Annotated in this window: 10 protein-coding genes and 1 tRNA gene; 6 read left to right on the top strand and 5 right to left on the bottom strand. The window is 64.4% G+C overall.

Going from position 1 to position 16,619, the window contains the following annotated elements; genetic code table 11:
• Nucleotides 1–40 precede the first annotated feature (40 nt).
• The 4 genes from metH to RQH86_RS01315 are packed head-to-tail and all read right to left on the bottom strand — an operon-like array spanning nt 41 to nt 5,320.
• Nucleotides 41–2,794 (bottom strand): methionine synthase, encoded by a 2,754-nt coding sequence (metH, locus tag RQH86_RS01300; protein WP_115584413.1) that lies wholly within the window; start codon nt 2,792–2,794, stop codon nt 41–43.
• Complete coding sequence (locus tag RQH86_RS01305) at nt 2,791–3,192, bottom strand: hypothetical protein (RefSeq protein ID WP_311238730.1); 402 nt, start codon at nt 3,190–3,192, stop codon at nt 2,791–2,793. Before RQH86_RS01305 ends, metH begins: the two co-directional genes overlap by 4 nt.
• Nucleotides 3,189–4,328 (bottom strand): homocysteine S-methyltransferase family protein, encoded by a 1,140-nt coding sequence (locus tag RQH86_RS01310; RefSeq protein ID WP_055844791.1) that lies wholly within the window; start codon nt 4,326–4,328, stop codon nt 3,189–3,191. Before RQH86_RS01310 ends, RQH86_RS01305 begins: the two co-directional genes overlap by 4 nt.
• On the bottom strand, nt 4,328–5,320 hold the full coding sequence (locus RQH86_RS01315; RefSeq protein WP_311238731.1) for a metalloregulator ArsR/SmtB family transcription factor: 993 nt from the start codon (nt 5,318–5,320) through the stop codon (nt 4,328–4,330). Before RQH86_RS01315 ends, RQH86_RS01310 begins: the two co-directional genes overlap by 1 nt.
• 153 nt (nt 5,321–5,473) lie before the next feature.
• On the opposite strand from RQH86_RS01315, the gene RQH86_RS01320 reads away from it, so the two are divergent.
• Entirely contained in the window at nt 5,474–6,592 is a 1,119-nt protein-coding gene (locus tag RQH86_RS01320; protein ID WP_311238774.1) for an acyl-CoA dehydrogenase family protein, read from the top strand.
• A 411-nt stretch (nt 6,593–7,003) separates the two neighbouring features.
• Entirely contained in the window at nt 7,004–8,458 is a 1,455-nt protein-coding gene (locus RQH86_RS01325) for a platelet-activating factor acetylhydrolase IB subunit (RefSeq protein WP_311238732.1), read from the top strand.
• A 464-nt stretch (nt 8,459–8,922) separates the two neighbouring features.
• On the opposite strand, the gene RQH86_RS01330 is transcribed toward RQH86_RS01325, so the two are convergent.
• Nucleotides 8,923–9,009 (bottom strand) — tRNA-Leu (locus RQH86_RS01330).
• A gap of 121 nt (nt 9,010–9,130) precedes the next feature.
• Here RQH86_RS01330 and rnr point away from each other — a divergent pair.
• From rnr to RQH86_RS01350, 4 genes are all read left to right on the top strand, one after another.
• A complete protein-coding gene (gene rnr / locus RQH86_RS01335) occupies nt 9,131–11,674 on the top strand; it encodes a ribonuclease R (protein WP_311238733.1) in 2,544 nt (847 codons plus the stop codon).
• Between the two features lie 134 nt (nt 11,675–11,808).
• Complete coding sequence (locus RQH86_RS01340) at nt 11,809–12,282, top strand: GFA family protein (protein WP_311238734.1); 474 nt, start codon at nt 11,809–11,811, stop codon at nt 12,280–12,282.
• Between the two features lie 315 nt (nt 12,283–12,597).
• On the top strand, nt 12,598–13,347 hold the full coding sequence (gene rlmB / locus RQH86_RS01345; RefSeq protein ID WP_104613862.1) for a 23S rRNA (guanosine(2251)-2'-O)-methyltransferase RlmB: 750 nt from the start codon (nt 12,598–12,600) through the stop codon (nt 13,345–13,347).
• A gap of 238 nt (nt 13,348–13,585) precedes the next feature.
• Nucleotides 13,586–16,618, top strand: coding sequence for a diguanylate cyclase (locus RQH86_RS01350; RefSeq protein WP_311238775.1), 3,033 nt, complete (start codon nt 13,586–13,588; stop codon nt 16,616–16,618).
• The last annotated feature ends 1 nt before the right edge of the window (nt 16,619 follow it).

Here is a 16,619-nt window from a genome sequence, read left to right on the forward strand (position 1 = left end):
CGTTGTTGGGTTGGCTGCTTATGGCGATGCCGGCCCGGTGTTACTCCGGGTCGTAATCTAGATTCGATGCCAGCCAGCGTTCGGCCAATGCCAGCGTGATGCCCTTGCGCTTGGCGTAGTCGGCGACCTGTTCCTTGCCCAGCCGCCCGACCACGAAATACTGGCTTTTGGGATGGCTGAAGTAATACCCGGACACCGCCGCAGTGGGCAGCATCGCAAAGCTCTCGGTGAGCGACATGTCCGTGTTGCGTTCGGCATTGAGTAGATCGAACAGCGTGCGTTTTTCGCTGTGTTCCGGGCATGCGGGGTAACCGGGTGCCGGGCGAATGCCGCGATAGCGTTCGGCAATCAAGGCTTCGTTGTCGAGCTCTTCGTTGTCGATGTATCCCCAGAACTCGGTGCGCACACGCTGATGCAGGCGTTCGGCCAGGGCTTCGGCGAGGCGATCGGCCAATGCCTTGAGCAGGATTGAGTTGTAGTCGTCGTGCGCCGATTCAAAACGTGCAACATGCGGGTCGATGCCGATGCCGGCAGTGACCGCAAATCCGCCGATCCAGTCCTGCTTGCCGCTGCTCTTGGGTGCGATGAAATCGGCCAGGCAGAAGTCGGGACGGTCGACGGGTTTGTCGACTTGCTGGCGCAAAAAATGCAGGGAATGGGGAATGGAGAATCGGGAATGGTCGGGCGCCGATGCATCGCCTTGCGATTCCCGATTCCCGATTCCCGATTCTGCCGGCTCGGTCAGTACAACAACATCGTCGCCTACTGCATTGGCCGGCCACAGCCCAAACACCGCCTTGGCCGTGAGCCATTTTTCGTCGACGATCTGCTTGAGCATACGTCGCGCGTCGCGATACAGCTCGCTGGCCTGGGTGCCGACGATCTCGTCGCTGAGGATGGCGGGGAATTTGCCGGCCAGCTCCCACGCCTGGAAGAACGGCGTCCAGTCGATCAGCTCGATCAACTCTTGCAGCGGGTAATCGTCGAATACGTGCAGGCCAGGCTGACGCGGAGTGGGCGGTGTGTAGTTAGCCCAATCGCCATCGAAACGCTGGGCGCGTGCCTTTTCCAACGACACCAGCCGTTTTGCATCGCCACGGTTGCGGTGGCGTGCGCGGATCTCGGCGTAGTCGGCCTCGTTGGCAGCGACGAAGGCCTGACGCAGGTCGCGCGAAATCAGCGATTGCGCAACGCCTACCGCACGCGAGGCATCCTTCACCCAGACCGTGGGTGCGGCGTAATGCGGGTCGATCTTCAGCGCGGTGTGCGCGCGCGAGGTGGTGGCGCCACCGATCAACAACGGAATCTCAAAACCCTGTCGCTGCATTTCGCGCGCCACATGCGACATTTCTTCCAGCGAGGGCGTAATCAATCCGGACAACCCGATTAGATCCGCATTTTCTTCGCGCGCACGGTCCAGGATCACCTGCGCAGACACCATCACGCCCAGGTCCACCACGTCGAAGTTATTGCACGCCAACACCACGCCAACGATGTTCTTGCCGATGTCGTGCACATCGCCTTTCACGGTGGCCATGATGATCTTGCCGTTGGATTTGCCAACGTCGCCGGTGCGCAGTTTTTCCGCTTCGATGTACGGCAGCAGATAGGCCACGGCCTTTTTCATCACGCGCGCGGATTTGACCACCTGCGGCAGGAACATCTTGCCGGCGCCGAACAGGTCGCCGACCACGTTCATGCCGTCCATCAGCGGGCCTTCGATCACATCCAGCGGGCGTGTGGATTGCTGGCGCGCTTCTTCGGTGTCTGTTTCCACATAGGCATCGATGCCGTGCACCAGCGCATGCGCCAGGCGTGCACGCACCGGTTTTTCGCGCCAGGCCAGGTCTTCGACCTTGGCCGCACCCTTGCTGCCTTTGTAGCGTTCGGCGATTTCCAGCAGCCGCTCGGTGCCGTCCTTGCGGCGATTGAGGATGACGTCTTCCACGCGCTCGCGCAGGTCCGGGTCCAGCTCGTCGTAGATCGGCATGCCACCGGCATTGACGATGCCCATGTCCATGCCGGCCTTGATCGCATGGAACAGAAACACCGAGTGAATCGCCTGACGCACCATCTCGTTGCCACGGAAGGAGAACGACACATTCGACACGCCGCCGGAGATATGGCAATGCGGCAGCGTGCGCTTGATTTCGCGCGTGGCCTCGATGAAGTCCACTGCGTAGTTATCGTGCTCTTCGATGCCTGTAGCCACGGCAAAGATATTCGGGTCGAAGATGATGTCTTCCGGCGGAAAACCCACTTGCTCGGTCAGCACCTTGTAGGCGCGCGTGCAGATTTCCACCTTGCGTGCGCAGGTGTCGGCCTGGCCCACTTCATCGAAGGCCATGACCACGGCGGCGGCGCCATAACGCAACACCTTGCGTGCCTGTTCGATAAAGAGCGCTTCGCCTTCTTTCAGCGAAATCGAGTTGACCACGCTCTTGCCTTGCAGGCACTTCAAGCCGGCTTCGATCACCGTCCATTTGGACGAATCCACCATCACCGGAATACGCGCGATATCCGGCTCGGACATGATCAGGTTGAGAAAGCGCGTCATCGCTTTTTCGGAATCGATCAGCCCCTCGTCCATGTTGACGTCGAGGATCTGCGCGCCATTGGCAACCTGCTGGCGCGCCACGTCCACGGCTTCTTCGTAACGCTCTTCCTTGATCAGCTTGCGGAATTGCGCGCTGCCGGTGACGTTGGTGCGCTCGCCGACGTTGACGAACAACAGGTCCGGCGTGATGACCAGCGGTTCCAGGCCCGACAGGCGGGTGTAGCGGGGAGTGCTCATGCGATGCTCTGGCGGGCGTCGGACGTGGCGAATGTCCAGGCGAGGCGATGATGGTTGGCGGTCGGCAGGGCGCGGACCGAGATGGCCCTCATCCGCCCTTCGGGCACCTTCTCCCGCGTGCGGGAGAAGGGAGCTTTCGTCCACGTGCCGAGCAATGTGCCGTGCTTCTCTCGCGTGCGGGAGAAGGGATCTTTCGTCCACGTGCGGAGCAATGCGTCGTGCTTCTCCGGCGTGCGGGAGAAGGGAGCTTTCGTCCATGTGCAGAGCAATGTGCCGTGCTTCTCCCGCGTGCGGGAGAAGGGAGCTTTCGTCCACGTGCGGAGCGATGTGCTGTCCTTCTCCCGCGTGCGGGAGAAGGTGGCGCGCAGCGCCGGATGAGGGCCCACGTGCTGCATCACGCTGCCAGCTCCTGCGCACCCGGCAACTGCCGCGGCGGCAGATCCGCTACCGCTTCGGCAATTGCGCGGATGTGGTCCGGCGATGTACCGCAGCAACCGCCAACCAGATTCAGCAAGCCGGACTGGGCAAATTCGCGCAGCGTCTCGGCCATTTCCTCGGGCGTTTCGTCGTATTCGCCGAATGCATTCGGCAACCCGGCGTTCGGATGCGCGCTGACATAGGCGTCGGCGATCTGCGCCAGCGTTTCCACATGTGGGCGCAGATCCTTGGCGCCCAGCGCGCAATTCAGGCCCACCGACAGCGGCCGCCCGTGCGCAACCGAGGCGTAGAACGCTTCGGCAGTCTGCCCGGACAGCGTGCGACCGGACGCATCGGTAATGGTGCCGGAGACCATCACCGGCAAGCGCCCGCCGCGTGCTTCGAAGACTTCTTCGATCGCGTACAGCGCGGCCTTGGCATTGAGCGTGTCGAAGATGGTCTCCACCATCAGCGTGTCGGCGCCGCCGTCGATCAAGCCTTCGACAGCCTCGCGGTAGGTCTCGCGCAATGCATCGAAACTGGTGTTGCGGTAGCCGGGATCGTTGACGTCCGGGCTGATCGACGCCGTGCGGCTGGTGGGGCCGAGCACGCCGATCACAAAGCGCGGTTTGTGCGGCGTGAGCGCTTCGACGGCATCGCAGCATTCGCGCGCCACTTGCGCGCCGGCCTTGTTCAATTCGTACACCACGTGTTCCAGGTGATAGTCGGCCTGGCTGACCGAGGTGGCGTTGAACGTGTTGGTTTCCAGCAGGTCGGCACCGGCATCCAGATAGGCGCGGTGGATGCCGGCGATGATCTCGGGGCGGGTCAGCAACAGCAGATCGTTGTTGCCTTTCAGATCGTGACCTTCCTGCGTGTGGGCGTGATCGCAGCCCGGGCCATGCACATGCGCGCTGTCGTAGCCCTCGGCAAACCGTGTGCCGCGATAATCGGTTTCCTGCAGATCGTGGCGCTGGATCATGGTGCCCATCGCGCCATCGATGATGAGGATGCGTTCGCGCAGCGCGGCAGTGAGCTTGGCTGCACGGTCCGGGCGCAGCCACGGCAACGAGAACGGGATTAGCGGTTCGGAATTTGCGATTGGCAGGGATGTCATCAGCCAGTTCTCCGCGCACTCGTGTTGTTGTTTTCAACCAATCCCGATTCCCGACTTCCGACTCCCGGCTTCATCGCAATCAACGAGATCACTTCGAAATGGGGCGGGCGTTTTTCGCGCGTCACCGTCTCCAGGCTGGACACATCCAGCCCGGCTTTTTCGACGAACTTGCGCAGTTCCTTGGCGGCAAACCCGAGATTGACGTGGCCATAGGCGTGCACGGCCGCGCGGTGTTCGTGTTTGGCCAGGCTGCACAGCAGCAAGCGCCCGCCGGGGCGCAACACGCGTGCGGACTCGGCCACCGCCTGCGCCGGTTTTGCGGCATAGGTCAGCGCGTGCATCAGAACCACCAGGTCGAAGCTGGCATCGGGGAAGGGCAGCGCATGCATGTCGCCTTCGCGCACTTCCACGTTGCGCAGTTTGCGCAGGCGCTCGCTGGCAGCGGCGACCACGCGTGCGCTGGTGTCGATACAGATGTAGCGGGTGGCGTGCGGGGCGACCAGTTCAGCCAGCACGCCGTCGCCGGAGGCGATGTCGAGCACGTCGCCGGTTTCCAGCAAGGGCAGGGCGGTACGCGCCAGCGCTTCCCAGGTGCGACCGGGCGAGTAGTGCCGCTCCATGTCGCCGGCCACCGAATCGGCCCAGTTCTGGTCGGCGGCGCGGTTGGCCAACACGGCCGCCACGCGCTCGGCATCCTGGCGCAGCAGCGGGTCGTCGCTGCCCGTGCTCAGCGCCAGCCACAGCGCACGCTGGGCCGGGTCCAGCGACACTTCGTCGAAGCGGTAATACGCCGACACGCCGGCGCGTCGGTCGCGCACCAGCCCGGCTTCCTTGAGCTTGGCCAGATGGGTGGACACGCGCGGCTGGGCCAGACGGGTGATGGCCGACAGCTCGGCCACGGTGAGTTCTTCCTGTTCCAGCAGCGCCAGCAGGCGTACCCGGGTGGCGTCGGCAAACACTTTTAGGCGCGCCGACCAGTCTTCCAGATCCATGAATATCTCTATATCGCGATATGGAGATATTTTCGGCCCGGCGGGGTGTGGGGTCAACTACATACGCATGCGAATGGTTGTGGCTACAATGGCCGCTCAGTCAATAACCGGAAGGGGTCGAACGTGGATTTCAGCTTTACCGAAGAGCAACTGATGATCCAGGACGTGGCCCGCCGGATCGCCCAGGAAAAGATCGCCCCCAGCGCCGAACAGTTCGATCGCAGTGGCGAGTTCCCGCTGGAAAACATCCGGCTGCTGGGCGAAAACGGCCTGATGGGCATCGAAGTGCCGGTCGAGTACGGCGGTGCCGGCATGGACCCGATCAGCTACGCGCTGGCGATGATCGAGATCGCGGCCGGCGACGGCGCGCACTCCACCATCATGTCGGTCAACAACTCGCTGTTCTGCACCGGCATCCTGAAGAACGGCAGCGAGGCGCAGAAGCAGCTGTACGTGCGCGCGATTGCCGAAGGTACGCATATCGGCGCATTTGCGCTGACCGAACCGCAGTCCGGCTCGGATGCATCGGCGATGCGCTGCCGCGCGGTCAAGCAGGACGATGGCAGCTTTGTCATCAACGGCAAGAAGAGCTGGATCACCTCCGGCCCGGTGGCCAAGTACATCGTGTTGTTTGCGGTGACCGAGCCTGACAAGGGCTCGCGCGGCATTACTGCCTTTATGGTCGACACCGACAAACCGGGCTTTCATCGCGGCAAGACCGAGCCCAAGCTGGGCATTCGCGCCTCGGCCACCTGCGAGATCGAGTTCGCCGATTACGTTGCACAGGCCGACGACGTGCTGGGCGTGGAAGGCGAGGGCTTCAAGACCGCGATGAGCGTGCTCGATGCCGGGCGCATCGGGATTGCCTCGCAAGCGGTCGGCATTGCGCGCGCCGCGTATGAAGCCACGCTTGCGTACGTCAAGGAGCGCAAGGCCTTCGGCGCGGCCATCGGCACCTTCCAGATGACCCAGGCCAAGATCGCCGACATGAAGTGCAAGTTGGATGCGGCGTTGTTGTTGACGCTGCGCGCGGCCTGGCTCAAGGGGCAAGGTAAAAAGTTCGGCACCGAAGCGGCGGTCGCCAAGCTCACCGCCTCGGAAGCGGCAATGTGGATCACCCACCAGGCGGTGCAGATCCACGGCGGCATGGGTTACTCGAAAGAGATGCCGCTAGAGCGCTACTTTCGCGATGCCAAGATCACGGAAATCTACGAAGGAACGTCTGAAATTCAGCGCCTGGTGATCGCGCGCGGGGAAACCGGGCTGCGCTGAAGTCGGTGCGGACGCGTGCGGCTAGTGCGCGATGCGGCTCTGCGCTATCGAGAGCAGCAAGATCTATCCAGGCGACAGGCAGATCCATCTGCCTTCACTTGCTTGCGGGGAGACATGCCTCGTAGGCGGATGGGCCCGCATAGGGCCCTCATCCGGCGCTGCGCGCCACCTTCTCCCGCAGGCGGGAGAAGGGAGTGTCGCGTCGGTGCATCGTTGCATCGTCTAGTCGTTGCATCGTTGGTCCTGCCTCGACAGTGGGGAGGAAAGGCCGCGCGCTTATCGGATTAGCTTGTGAGGTGCCAACGGCGCAGCCCACAATCGGAATTCCTCCGATCCTTCCTGTCACGTATGCTCACGTTTCCCTCCCTGTTTCGCGGTCTTATCCGGCCGCTTGCCGCGATCGGCCTTGGTATGTCGTGGTGCCTGCTGATGCTGCCTGCGCTTGCGCAAACGCCATCTCCCTCGATCGTGCCGACCGACCGCCTGCAGGAGCCCTGGTGGGCCCAGCGTCACGCGCAGGTGCTGGAGCAGGTCAAACAGCATCCTGAGACGAGGCTGCTGTTGATCGGCGATTCCATCACGCAGAACTATGAAAAAGCCAAGGCGCCCGACGAAGACTTTCAGCCTACCTGGCAGACCTTCTACGGTAGCCGCGGCGCGCTCAATTTGGGCTTCAGTGGCGATGGCACCGAAAACGTGCTGTGGCGGCTGGCCAATGGCGAAGTGGATGGCCTGCAGCCCAAGGTTGCGCTGGTGCTGATTGGCACCAATAACACCGGCCACCTCGGCCAGACCGCGGAGCAGACCCAGCTCGGCATCGACGCGGTAGTCGCGGCGATCGAACAAAAGCTGCCGCGCACGCACATCCTGCTGTTGAGTGTGCTGCCCAGCGCGATTTCCGGCGAAAAATCGCGTCGCGATGCGCAGATCAACCAGGGTCTGGCAGTGCGCTACGGCGACAACCCGCGCGTGACCTATCTGGATGTGAGCTCGGTGTTCCAGCGCGACGGCAAGCTGCGCACCGAGTTGTTCTACGACACGCGCTTTCGTCCGGCGGCCGCTGCATTGCACCCGGATACGCAGGGCCAGCGCATGCTGGCCGAGGCGATCGAGCCGACCCTGGCGCGGCTGCTGGGTGAAGCGCCGGTCAAGCCAGTGGCCGAACTCGGCCGCGACGTGACCACCGCGTTGATGCCGGTGGATTGGCTGGAGCAGGATTCCTACGATTGGTACGCGCGCCATCATGCCGCGCTTGCTGCCGCGCGCAGTTTGAAGCCGGAGGTGGTGATGATTGGCGATTCGATCACCCACTTCTGGTCGGGCCCGCCGCATGCCACGCGCGTCAGCGGGCCGCAGTCCTGGCAGTGGCTGTACGGCAAGCGGCCGGTGTTGAATCTGGGCTTTGGTTGGGACCGCACACAGAACGTGTTGTGGCGCATCCGCCAGGGCGAGCTCGACGGCCTGGAGCCGCGTTGGGTGGTGCTGCATATCGGCACCAACAATCTCACCGGCACCGCGCAATCGCGTGCGAGCACGCCGGCCGAAACCGCGCAGGGCGTCGATGCCATCGTGCGCGAAGTACGCACACGCATGCCCAATAGCAAGTTGATTTTGATGGCGATCATGCCGCGCGGCCGCACTGCTAGCGATCCGCAACGCGGCCCGATTGCCGAAACCAACCGCCTGCTGCGCGCACGCTATGCGGCCGACCCGTCGGTGCGTCTGGTCGATATCGGCAAGCAGCTGCTGCAGCCCGATGGCAGCCTGCCGGAGGCGCTGATGCCCGACGGTACGCATCCCAGCGAAGCCGGTTACCGGATCTGGGCGCAGGCACTGCGCGATGCTGGAATAACGGCCGCTCCGTAGGTCGGCCACCACGGCGGCGCCCGCCAGGCAGGTGGGCGCTGTCGTGTCGTTTCGAAGTCTTGGTATTCGACCGTGGTGCAGCGTGCGCCGTAGGTCTGGGCAGCGACGAGTTGGTCGTCGCGCTGATCGGCGGTCGTGATGGAGTGGAGCGCAAGGCCTCGTAGGCGTCGCGATCATCCGATCACGTCGATGGATCAATCGGCGGAGCACAGCTAATCAAACGACTGCGCTCACCACCCGGCGGGCGCGGCCGGTGTCCGGAGCTGGCACTTAGCAATCGTCCATTGCGATTTTGAGCGCGCCGTCCCCATCCGGCCGACGACTGCTCGCTAAGTTTTCTTAGCGGCTCTGAATCACCTCATCGGCCCTCAGGCGCTGATCGGCATCGGCGCTCAACCGCAGCGCCCGCATTTTCAAACCCCAGAAACCAGAAGACCCCCGATTGCTCGGAGGTCTTTTTAAACTGGTGCCCAGAAGAGGACTCGAACCTCCACGAAGTTGCCCCCGCTAGCACCTGAAGCTAGTGCGTCTACCAATTCCGCCACCTGGGCAGGTGAGCCGCGAATTTTGCAGACTCCTGGCGAGGTTGTCAACGGGTGATGTGTAGCAATCGCCAACGGCCTGGCTGGCCTTGCCGCCCATGTCAGGACCGCAGGGGTTACCATTAGGGTAATGACAAAGAAAAACACCCCCGATTCCGACCGGCCCAGCCGCCGCAAATCCGCCAGCCCGGGCGAGTCCACCACCGCCGAGCAACAGAAACTGCCGGGCTGGATGCCGGACTTCCTGGTCCGCGCTGCGGCAGGTGCGTCCACCAAATCCGCCAACAAGCGCGCTGCGGCAAAGGCGTCGTCCGATCAGCCGGCACCTCCGGTCGAGCCTGCTGCGCCCCGCGCGCCGCATCCACGCAAGAGCGGGCCGCCCGCGCCGCCGCCGGAACGTTTCCAGAAAGACACCGTCCAGGCTATCGCCAACACCATCGCCGTCGCCGACACCGGATTCAAGGATCCGCATGCCGACCGCGAGGCATTGCGCTACGCCGAGCCGATCGCCAGCCGCGAGGCCATCCTGCAGCTGCTGGAAGCCTGCGACGGCCCGCAGACCGCCGAAGAGATCGCCGAGCAGCTCGGCCTGAGCGACCGCATCGACGCGCTGGGCAAGCGCCTGGCGGCAATGGTGCGCGAAGCGCAGTTGGTTCAGAACCGCCGCGGCGGCTATGCGCCGGTGCAGCAGACCAGCCTGATCGCCGGCGTGGTGATCGCCAACCCGGAAGGCTTCGGTTTCCTCAAGCCGGATGAGGGCGGTGACGACCTGTTCCTGCCGCCGTTCGAAATGCGCAAGGTGATGCACGGCGACCGTGCATTGGCCAACGTCACCGGCATCGACCGCCGTGGCCGCCGCGAAGGCGCCATCGCACGCGTGCTGGAACGGCGCATGTCGCGCATGATCGGACGCTTCTTCTACGAGCACGGCGTGGCCTACGTCGACCCGGACGACAAGCGCGTGCAACGCAACGTGCAGATTGCGCCGGACGGCATTGGTGAGGCACGCGAGGGGCAGTTGGTGGTGTGCGAACTGATCGCACCACCGGACGCGCGCCGCCCGGCCATCGGCAAGATCATCGCGGTGCTGGGCGACAAGCTGACGCCGTCGTTGGTGGTGGAAATGGCTATCCATGGCCATGAACTGCCGCACGAATTCCCGCAGGAAGTGCTGGACCAAGCGGCCGCCGTGCCGTTGGTGGTCGAGCCGCAGATGATCGGTGGGCGTGTGGATCTGCGGCAGATGCCGCTGGTCACCATCGATGGCGAAGACGCCAAGGATTTCGACGACGCGGTGTATTGCGAACCCAATGCCGACGGTTTCCGTCTGGTGGTGGCGATCGCCGACGTGTCCAACTATGTGCGTCCCGGCACGCCGCTGGACGACGAAGCGCAAAAGCGCGCCACCTCGGTGTATTTCCCCGGATTTGTGGTGCCGATGCTGCCGGAAACCCTGTCCAACGGCATTTGCTCGTTGATGCCCAAGGTCGACCGCATGTGCTTTGTCTGCGACATGCAGGTGGGCCGCGATGGCGAAGTGACCGGCTCGCGTTTTTACGAAGCGGTGATGAACTCGCATGCGCGCCTGACCTACAACCAGGTCTGGAAGGCGGTTGGCGAAGACGATGCCGATACCAAGGCGTTCATCGGCCCGTTGTTGCCGCAGGTGCAGCGTCTGCATCAGCTGTACAACGTGTTGTCGAAGGCGCGGACGCATCGCGGTGCGATCGAGTTCGAAACCTCCGAAGTACGCTTTGTGCTCGACAACACCGGTGAGGTCACCCAGGCCGGCATGCTGGTGCGGAACGACGCGCACAAGCTGATCGAAGAATGCATGATCGCCGCCAACGTGGAAGCCGCGCGCTATCTGCTGGGCGTGCATGTGCCTGCGCCGTATCGCGTGCACGAGCGGCCGCCGGAGAGCAAGTACGAAGACCTGCTGGAGTTCCTCAAGGAATTCCAGCTCAGCCTGCCGGCGTGGAGCAAGGTGCGCCCGGGCGATTACACCAAGCTGCTGAAGAAGGTGCGTGCGCGCCCGGATGCCGCGCTGCTGGAATCGGTGCTGCTGCGCAGCCAGAGCCTGGCGGTGTATTCGCCCGACAACAACGGTCACTTCGGACTGGCGTTGGAGGCATATGCGCACTTCACCTCGCCGATCCGCCGCTATCCGGATCTGCTGGTGCATCGCGCGATCAAGCACGCCCTGACCGGCGCCAGCCCGGAGAAATTCATCTACACGCCGCGGCAGATGTCGGCCTTGTCGCTGCAATGCTCCGAGCGTGGACGCCGTGCCGATGAAGCCGAGCGCGAAGTGGACGAGCGTTATCGCGCCGCCTGGATGGAAAAGCATGTCGGCGGCCAGTTCGATGGCGTGATCAGTGGCGTGACCGGCTTCGGCCTGTTCGTGGAGCTGACCCAGTCCAAGGTCAATGGCCTGGTGCATGTCACCCAGTTGCCGCAGGACTATTACCAGTTCGATCCGATCCGCAAAACGCTCAGCGGCGAGCGCCGTGGTCGCGAGTTCCGTCTGGGCGACCCGGTACGCGTACTGGTGCTCAAGGCGAGCATGGAAGAACGCAAGATCGACTTCCGTTTGGCAGAGGATGGTGCGCCTGCCGAAGCACCGCTGCCGCCGCGCGAGAAGCCGACCAAGCGCAAGAAAAAGTCGTATTGATACTGGATGCATGTTGTTGCGGGCGGCCGGAATGGCTGCCCGCAGTACATTGCGTCGGCAAGTGCGTCGTGAGTGCCGCCGCACACCGTGATGATGCGGTGGCTTGCATAACACGCTGATCTGCGAGGCAAACGATGCACGCATCTTCCGAATACAGCGGTGGCTGCCAATGCGGCGCCGTGCGCTTTCATGTGCGCGGCGTGCTGGATGACGCATCGATCTGTCATTGCCGCATGTGTCAGAAAGCCTTCGGGGCGTATTACGCGCCGCTGGTGTCGGTGCGTGGCACCGAGTTCCGCTGGACCCGTGGCGAGCCCAAGCGCTTTGCCTCCTCGTCAGTGGTACAGCGCGGCTTTTGCGCCGAGTGCGGGACGCCATTGACCTATGAAGCGCCCGACGGCGTGGCAATTGCGGCAGGTGCATTCGATACGCCGGAGCGGTTGCCTCCACACATTCAGTACGCGGTGGAGCGCAAGTTGCCGTTCGCCGATACCCTGGCGCAGCTGCCGACACGTCCGAGCGAGAATGACGCTGCTGCATTGGCGTTTCAGGCCGCGCTCGTCTCGCATCAGCATCCGGACCACGACACCGAGCGTTGGCCGGTGTAAGCCGTGATGTGGCCTCGCAATGCAGGTCATTGCTGTCTTCAATCATGTTGATGTCGGTGCGTTGCGGCGTGTTGCCGACGTCGGCGCGCTAAGCGTTCAGGCAGCCATCCATAGCGGTTCACGGGGCGCGAAGACATCCGGTGTGCCGATACATTTGCGGAATGTCCGCTGCAGCCAGCGGCGCATGACTCCGCCAGCTGCCCGTGGCATTGGGGCATGACCTTGGCCCGCTTTCTCAGGCGATCCTTGCCCCGGCCGTGACGTAGCAGGCCGCAGGCCCTACCATTCCCTCTCATTTCTTCGTATGCCCGCGCAATGAGCAAGCAAAACCAGTGGATCGTCGGCGTCAACGCTGTCGCCTCGTCCGTCGAGAACGACGCCGACAACGTGCGCGAGGTCTTGATCGAGGCCGGTAGCAAGAACCCGCGTCTGACCGAGATCGAAGAACAGGCGCGCCGCAAGGGGATCGACGTGCGCCGGGTCAACACCCAGGCACTGGACGGTGTGGGCGGGCAGGTACGCCACCAAGGTGTTGCCGCACGCTACGCCGCCGCACGGTTGTGGGCGGAGAACGAACTGGAAGGCCTGGTCGAGGCTGCGCAAGGCCGCGCGCTGGTGCTGGTGCTCGACGGCGTGCAGGACCCGCACAACCTCGGTGCGTGTCTGCGCAGCGCCGCGGCCGCAGGCGCCACTGCGGTGGTCATCCCCAAGGACAAGTCGGCCACGGTGAATGCGACCGTGCGCAAGACCTCGGCCGGCGCCGCCGACCGCATCCCGGTGGTGGCGGTGACCAATCTGGCACGCTGCCTGCGGGACCTGCAGAAGCAGGGTGTGTGGCTGTACGGCCTGGCCGGCGAGGCCGAGGCGTCGTTGTACAGCGTGGACCTTCGCGGCAATGTCGGGCTGGTGCTGGGCGGTGAGGCCGACGGTCTGCGCCGTCTGACCCGCGAGCATTGCGATGGTCTGGTCAAGATTCCGATGCCGGGCGATATCGAAAGCCTCAACGTGTCGGTCGCAACCGGCGTGACCCTGTTCGAGGCCGTGCGCCAGCGCCTGGGTGCCTGAGCGATGCGGTACGGAGGCGCGCGATCACGCGCTGCCTCCAGCATGCAATAGGCACGTTGCGCACATGCAGGCATAGCGCAATCTGCGCAGATTGCGGCGCTGCGCTTGGCAACGAGGTGCTGCCGATGGCGCGTACGACGCCGCAGCTGCAAGGCTTTCGGCGTCAGCCAGCGCGAACGCTCAGCGCCCGTGTCACTTTTTGCCTACCATATCGTCAGCAAACGGCGTGTCGTGTCTGATGAAACTTGGGGTGGGCGCCTGCGGTACGGGCGAGAACAGAGACGCCGGCAAGGCGTCGGCACGATGGCATGGACAGTGGCGGCGCTGGCTCGGCGCTGGCGTCTGCATGCTGTTGGCGTTGTGTTCGCTGACGGCGATCGCCGCACCTATCGGGACCGCGCGATTACGCGACTACGCCATCGACAGCTGGAGTTCGCGCAGCGGCCTGCCGCACAACTCGCTGCGCGATATCGCCCAGACCCGCGACGGCTACCTGTGGTTCGCCACCTGGGAAGGGCTGGTGCGCTACAACGGCCTGGAATTCAACGTCATCGATCGCAGCACGCGACCGGGTCTGCCCGATAACGGCGTCGGTGCCTTGTACGTGGATCGCAATGGCGCGCTATGGCTGAGCGACGCGCGCGGCAATCTGGTGCGTCACGGCGCCGATGGGCAGTGGCGGCAGTGGCAACGCAAGGGCCAGTGGCCGCAGGCGTTGATCCACGCGATGACCATGGATGCGAACGGCCGGATGTGGCTGCTGTTCGAAGGCCACGGGCTGGGGTGCCTGTGGCCGGATGGACGTTTCGACTATTTTCCGCCGCGCGATGGCGTGCCGCTGCAGAGCAGCTTCCCGCGCATGTTGTTCGACGGACAGGGCCGCTTGCTGATCGGTACGCTGGACGGGCTGATCTATCGCGAACCGGACGGGCGCATGCATCGTGCGCCAGCGTCATTCGGCCTGCCGCCGGGCCTGGCGTGGCCGTATCGCGCCCCCGACGGCACTGTGTGGGTGGTCGCAGGCGAGCAGCTGTATCGCTTGCACGACGAGCGCGCCGAGCTGGTGCATCGGCTGCCGGGGCAGGGCCACTTCACTGCGATGCTGCAGGATCGCAATGGTGATCTGTGGCTGGGTAGCGAAAACCAGGGCCTGTTACGGATCGGCAGCCACGGGGTAGAGCATTTGCCGGCAGGCCGCAGCCTGCCCACCGGGCGCATCGTCAGCCTGCGCGAGGATGCAGAAGGCAGCATCTGGGTCGGCGCCAATGGTGGCCTGTTCCGATTGCGCGAGACCTTGTTCAGCAGCTACAGCCAGCGCGACGGGTTGAGCGGCGACTATGCCCGCGCAGTACTCGAAGATCGCGACGGCAGTCTGTGGATCGCCAGCACCGCCGGTCTGGACCGCATGCTGCCGGACGGCCGGATCATGCCGGTTCCTGTGGCGACCCCGTCGGGACGTCGGCTGTCGGTGCTCAGTCTGGCGCTGGATCGGCAGGGCGACCTGTGGGTGGGCACCTATGCCGACGGTGTGTTCGTGCTGCGCGATGGCCGCGTGCTGCAGCACTACGGCGAGGCGGATGGCATCCCCAGTGGCCATATCCGCGCCATCGTGATCGATGCGCACGCTGCGGTGTGGCTGGCCACTCAGCGCGGCGTGGTGCAGCTGGTGGACGGCAAGCGCGTGCCGGTGGCGATCGATGGCCTGCCCGGTGGCGTGGTGACTGCCTTGGCCAGCATCGACGGCGCGCTGTGGATCGGCTCGGTCGATGGCGCGGCGGTGTTGCGCGACGGCACGGTGCAGCAACTGGACCTGGAACGCCTGGGTGGCGCACGCAGCGTATTCGGCTTCCAGTCGATTGGCGATGCGGTGTGGATCTCCACCGATCGCGGTCTGTATCGCGTGCGCGGCGGCACGCTTGGACGCGTGGGTCTGGAGCAGGGCATGCCGGTGGATACGGTGTTCCAGCTCGTTGACGATCGGCGGGGCAACGCATGGATCAGCAGCAATCGCGGCGTGCTGCGCACCGCGTTCGCTGCGCTCGATGCGGTGGCCGATGGACGCGGAACGCTGGACATCGAGCGCTACGGCGAGATCGACGGCATGGGCAACGCGCAGGCCAACGGCAGCTCCGGCCCCAGCATGATCGCGCGTGCCGATGGCACGCTTTGGGTAGTCACCGCCGGCGGTGTGAGCACGGTGGACCCGGCACGCTTGCAGCGATTTCGCGAGCGACGCCCACCGCCGCCGCTGATCGAAAGCGTGCAACAGGACGGCCGCCCGCTGGCCTGGCGCCAACAAGCGCAACTACCCGGCGGCGGCCGGCTCAATGTCTCGTATGTGGGCATGAGTTTTCTGCTGTCCGAACGTATCGAATACCGCACCCGTCTGGACGGCCTGGACAACGTGTGGATTGCGCGTGGGCGACAGCGCAGCGTGGAGTTCATCGGCCTGCCGCCGGGGCATTACACCCTGCGGGTGGCGGCCCGTCATCCGGGCGGTGCCTGGAGCCCGCAGGAGGCGCGCTGGACCTTCGACGTGCTGCCGCTGTGGTGGCAACGCCACGATGTGCGGTTTGCTGCGGTGCTGGGCGCGATTCTTGCCTTGGCCTTGCTGTATCGGGCGCTGCTGCATCGCTACAGGACCCACAGCGCCCGCCTGGCCGAACTGGTGCGCAAGCGTACGCAGGATCTGCAGCTGCAGGCGCAGCGCCTGCTGCAGGCCAATCAGGAAAAGAGCGAGTTGTTGACGCGGCTGCGCATCAAGTCCGACGTGTTCGAGCGCCAGGCGCACGAGGACGCACTGACCGGCTTGCCCAACCGTCGCCACTTCGACGAAGCGCTGGCGCGCGACATCAGCCGCGCACGTCGCAGTGGGCGGCCGTTGGTGCTGGCGATCCTGGATATCGATCATTTCAAGCGCATCAACGACCGTTACTCGCACGCCATTGGCGACGCGGTGCTGCACGATGTCGGCGAGCTGCTGACCGCAGCCGCACGTGCCTCGGATCTGCCCGCGCGTCTGGGCGGCGAAGAGTTCGCCCTGCTGTTGGCCGACACCACACTGGACGATGCACAGGCGCTCTGCGAGCGCATTCGCATGCTGTTCCATGCGCGCGCCGACTGGGGCGATGTGGAAGGGTTGCAGGTGACCTTCAGCGCCGGCCTGGCCGAGTTAGGCGACGACGACACCGGCTCATCGTTGATGCAGCGCGCCGATCACGCGTTGTACGAAGCCAAGAGCGCAGGGCGCGACCGGATCTGTGTGGGTTAGA

The sequence above is a fragment of the Xanthomonas sp. WCS2018Noco2-27 genome (assembly GCF_031843525.1).
In the GTDB taxonomy this organism is placed as follows: domain Bacteria; phylum Pseudomonadota; class Gammaproteobacteria; order Xanthomonadales; family Xanthomonadaceae; genus Xanthomonas.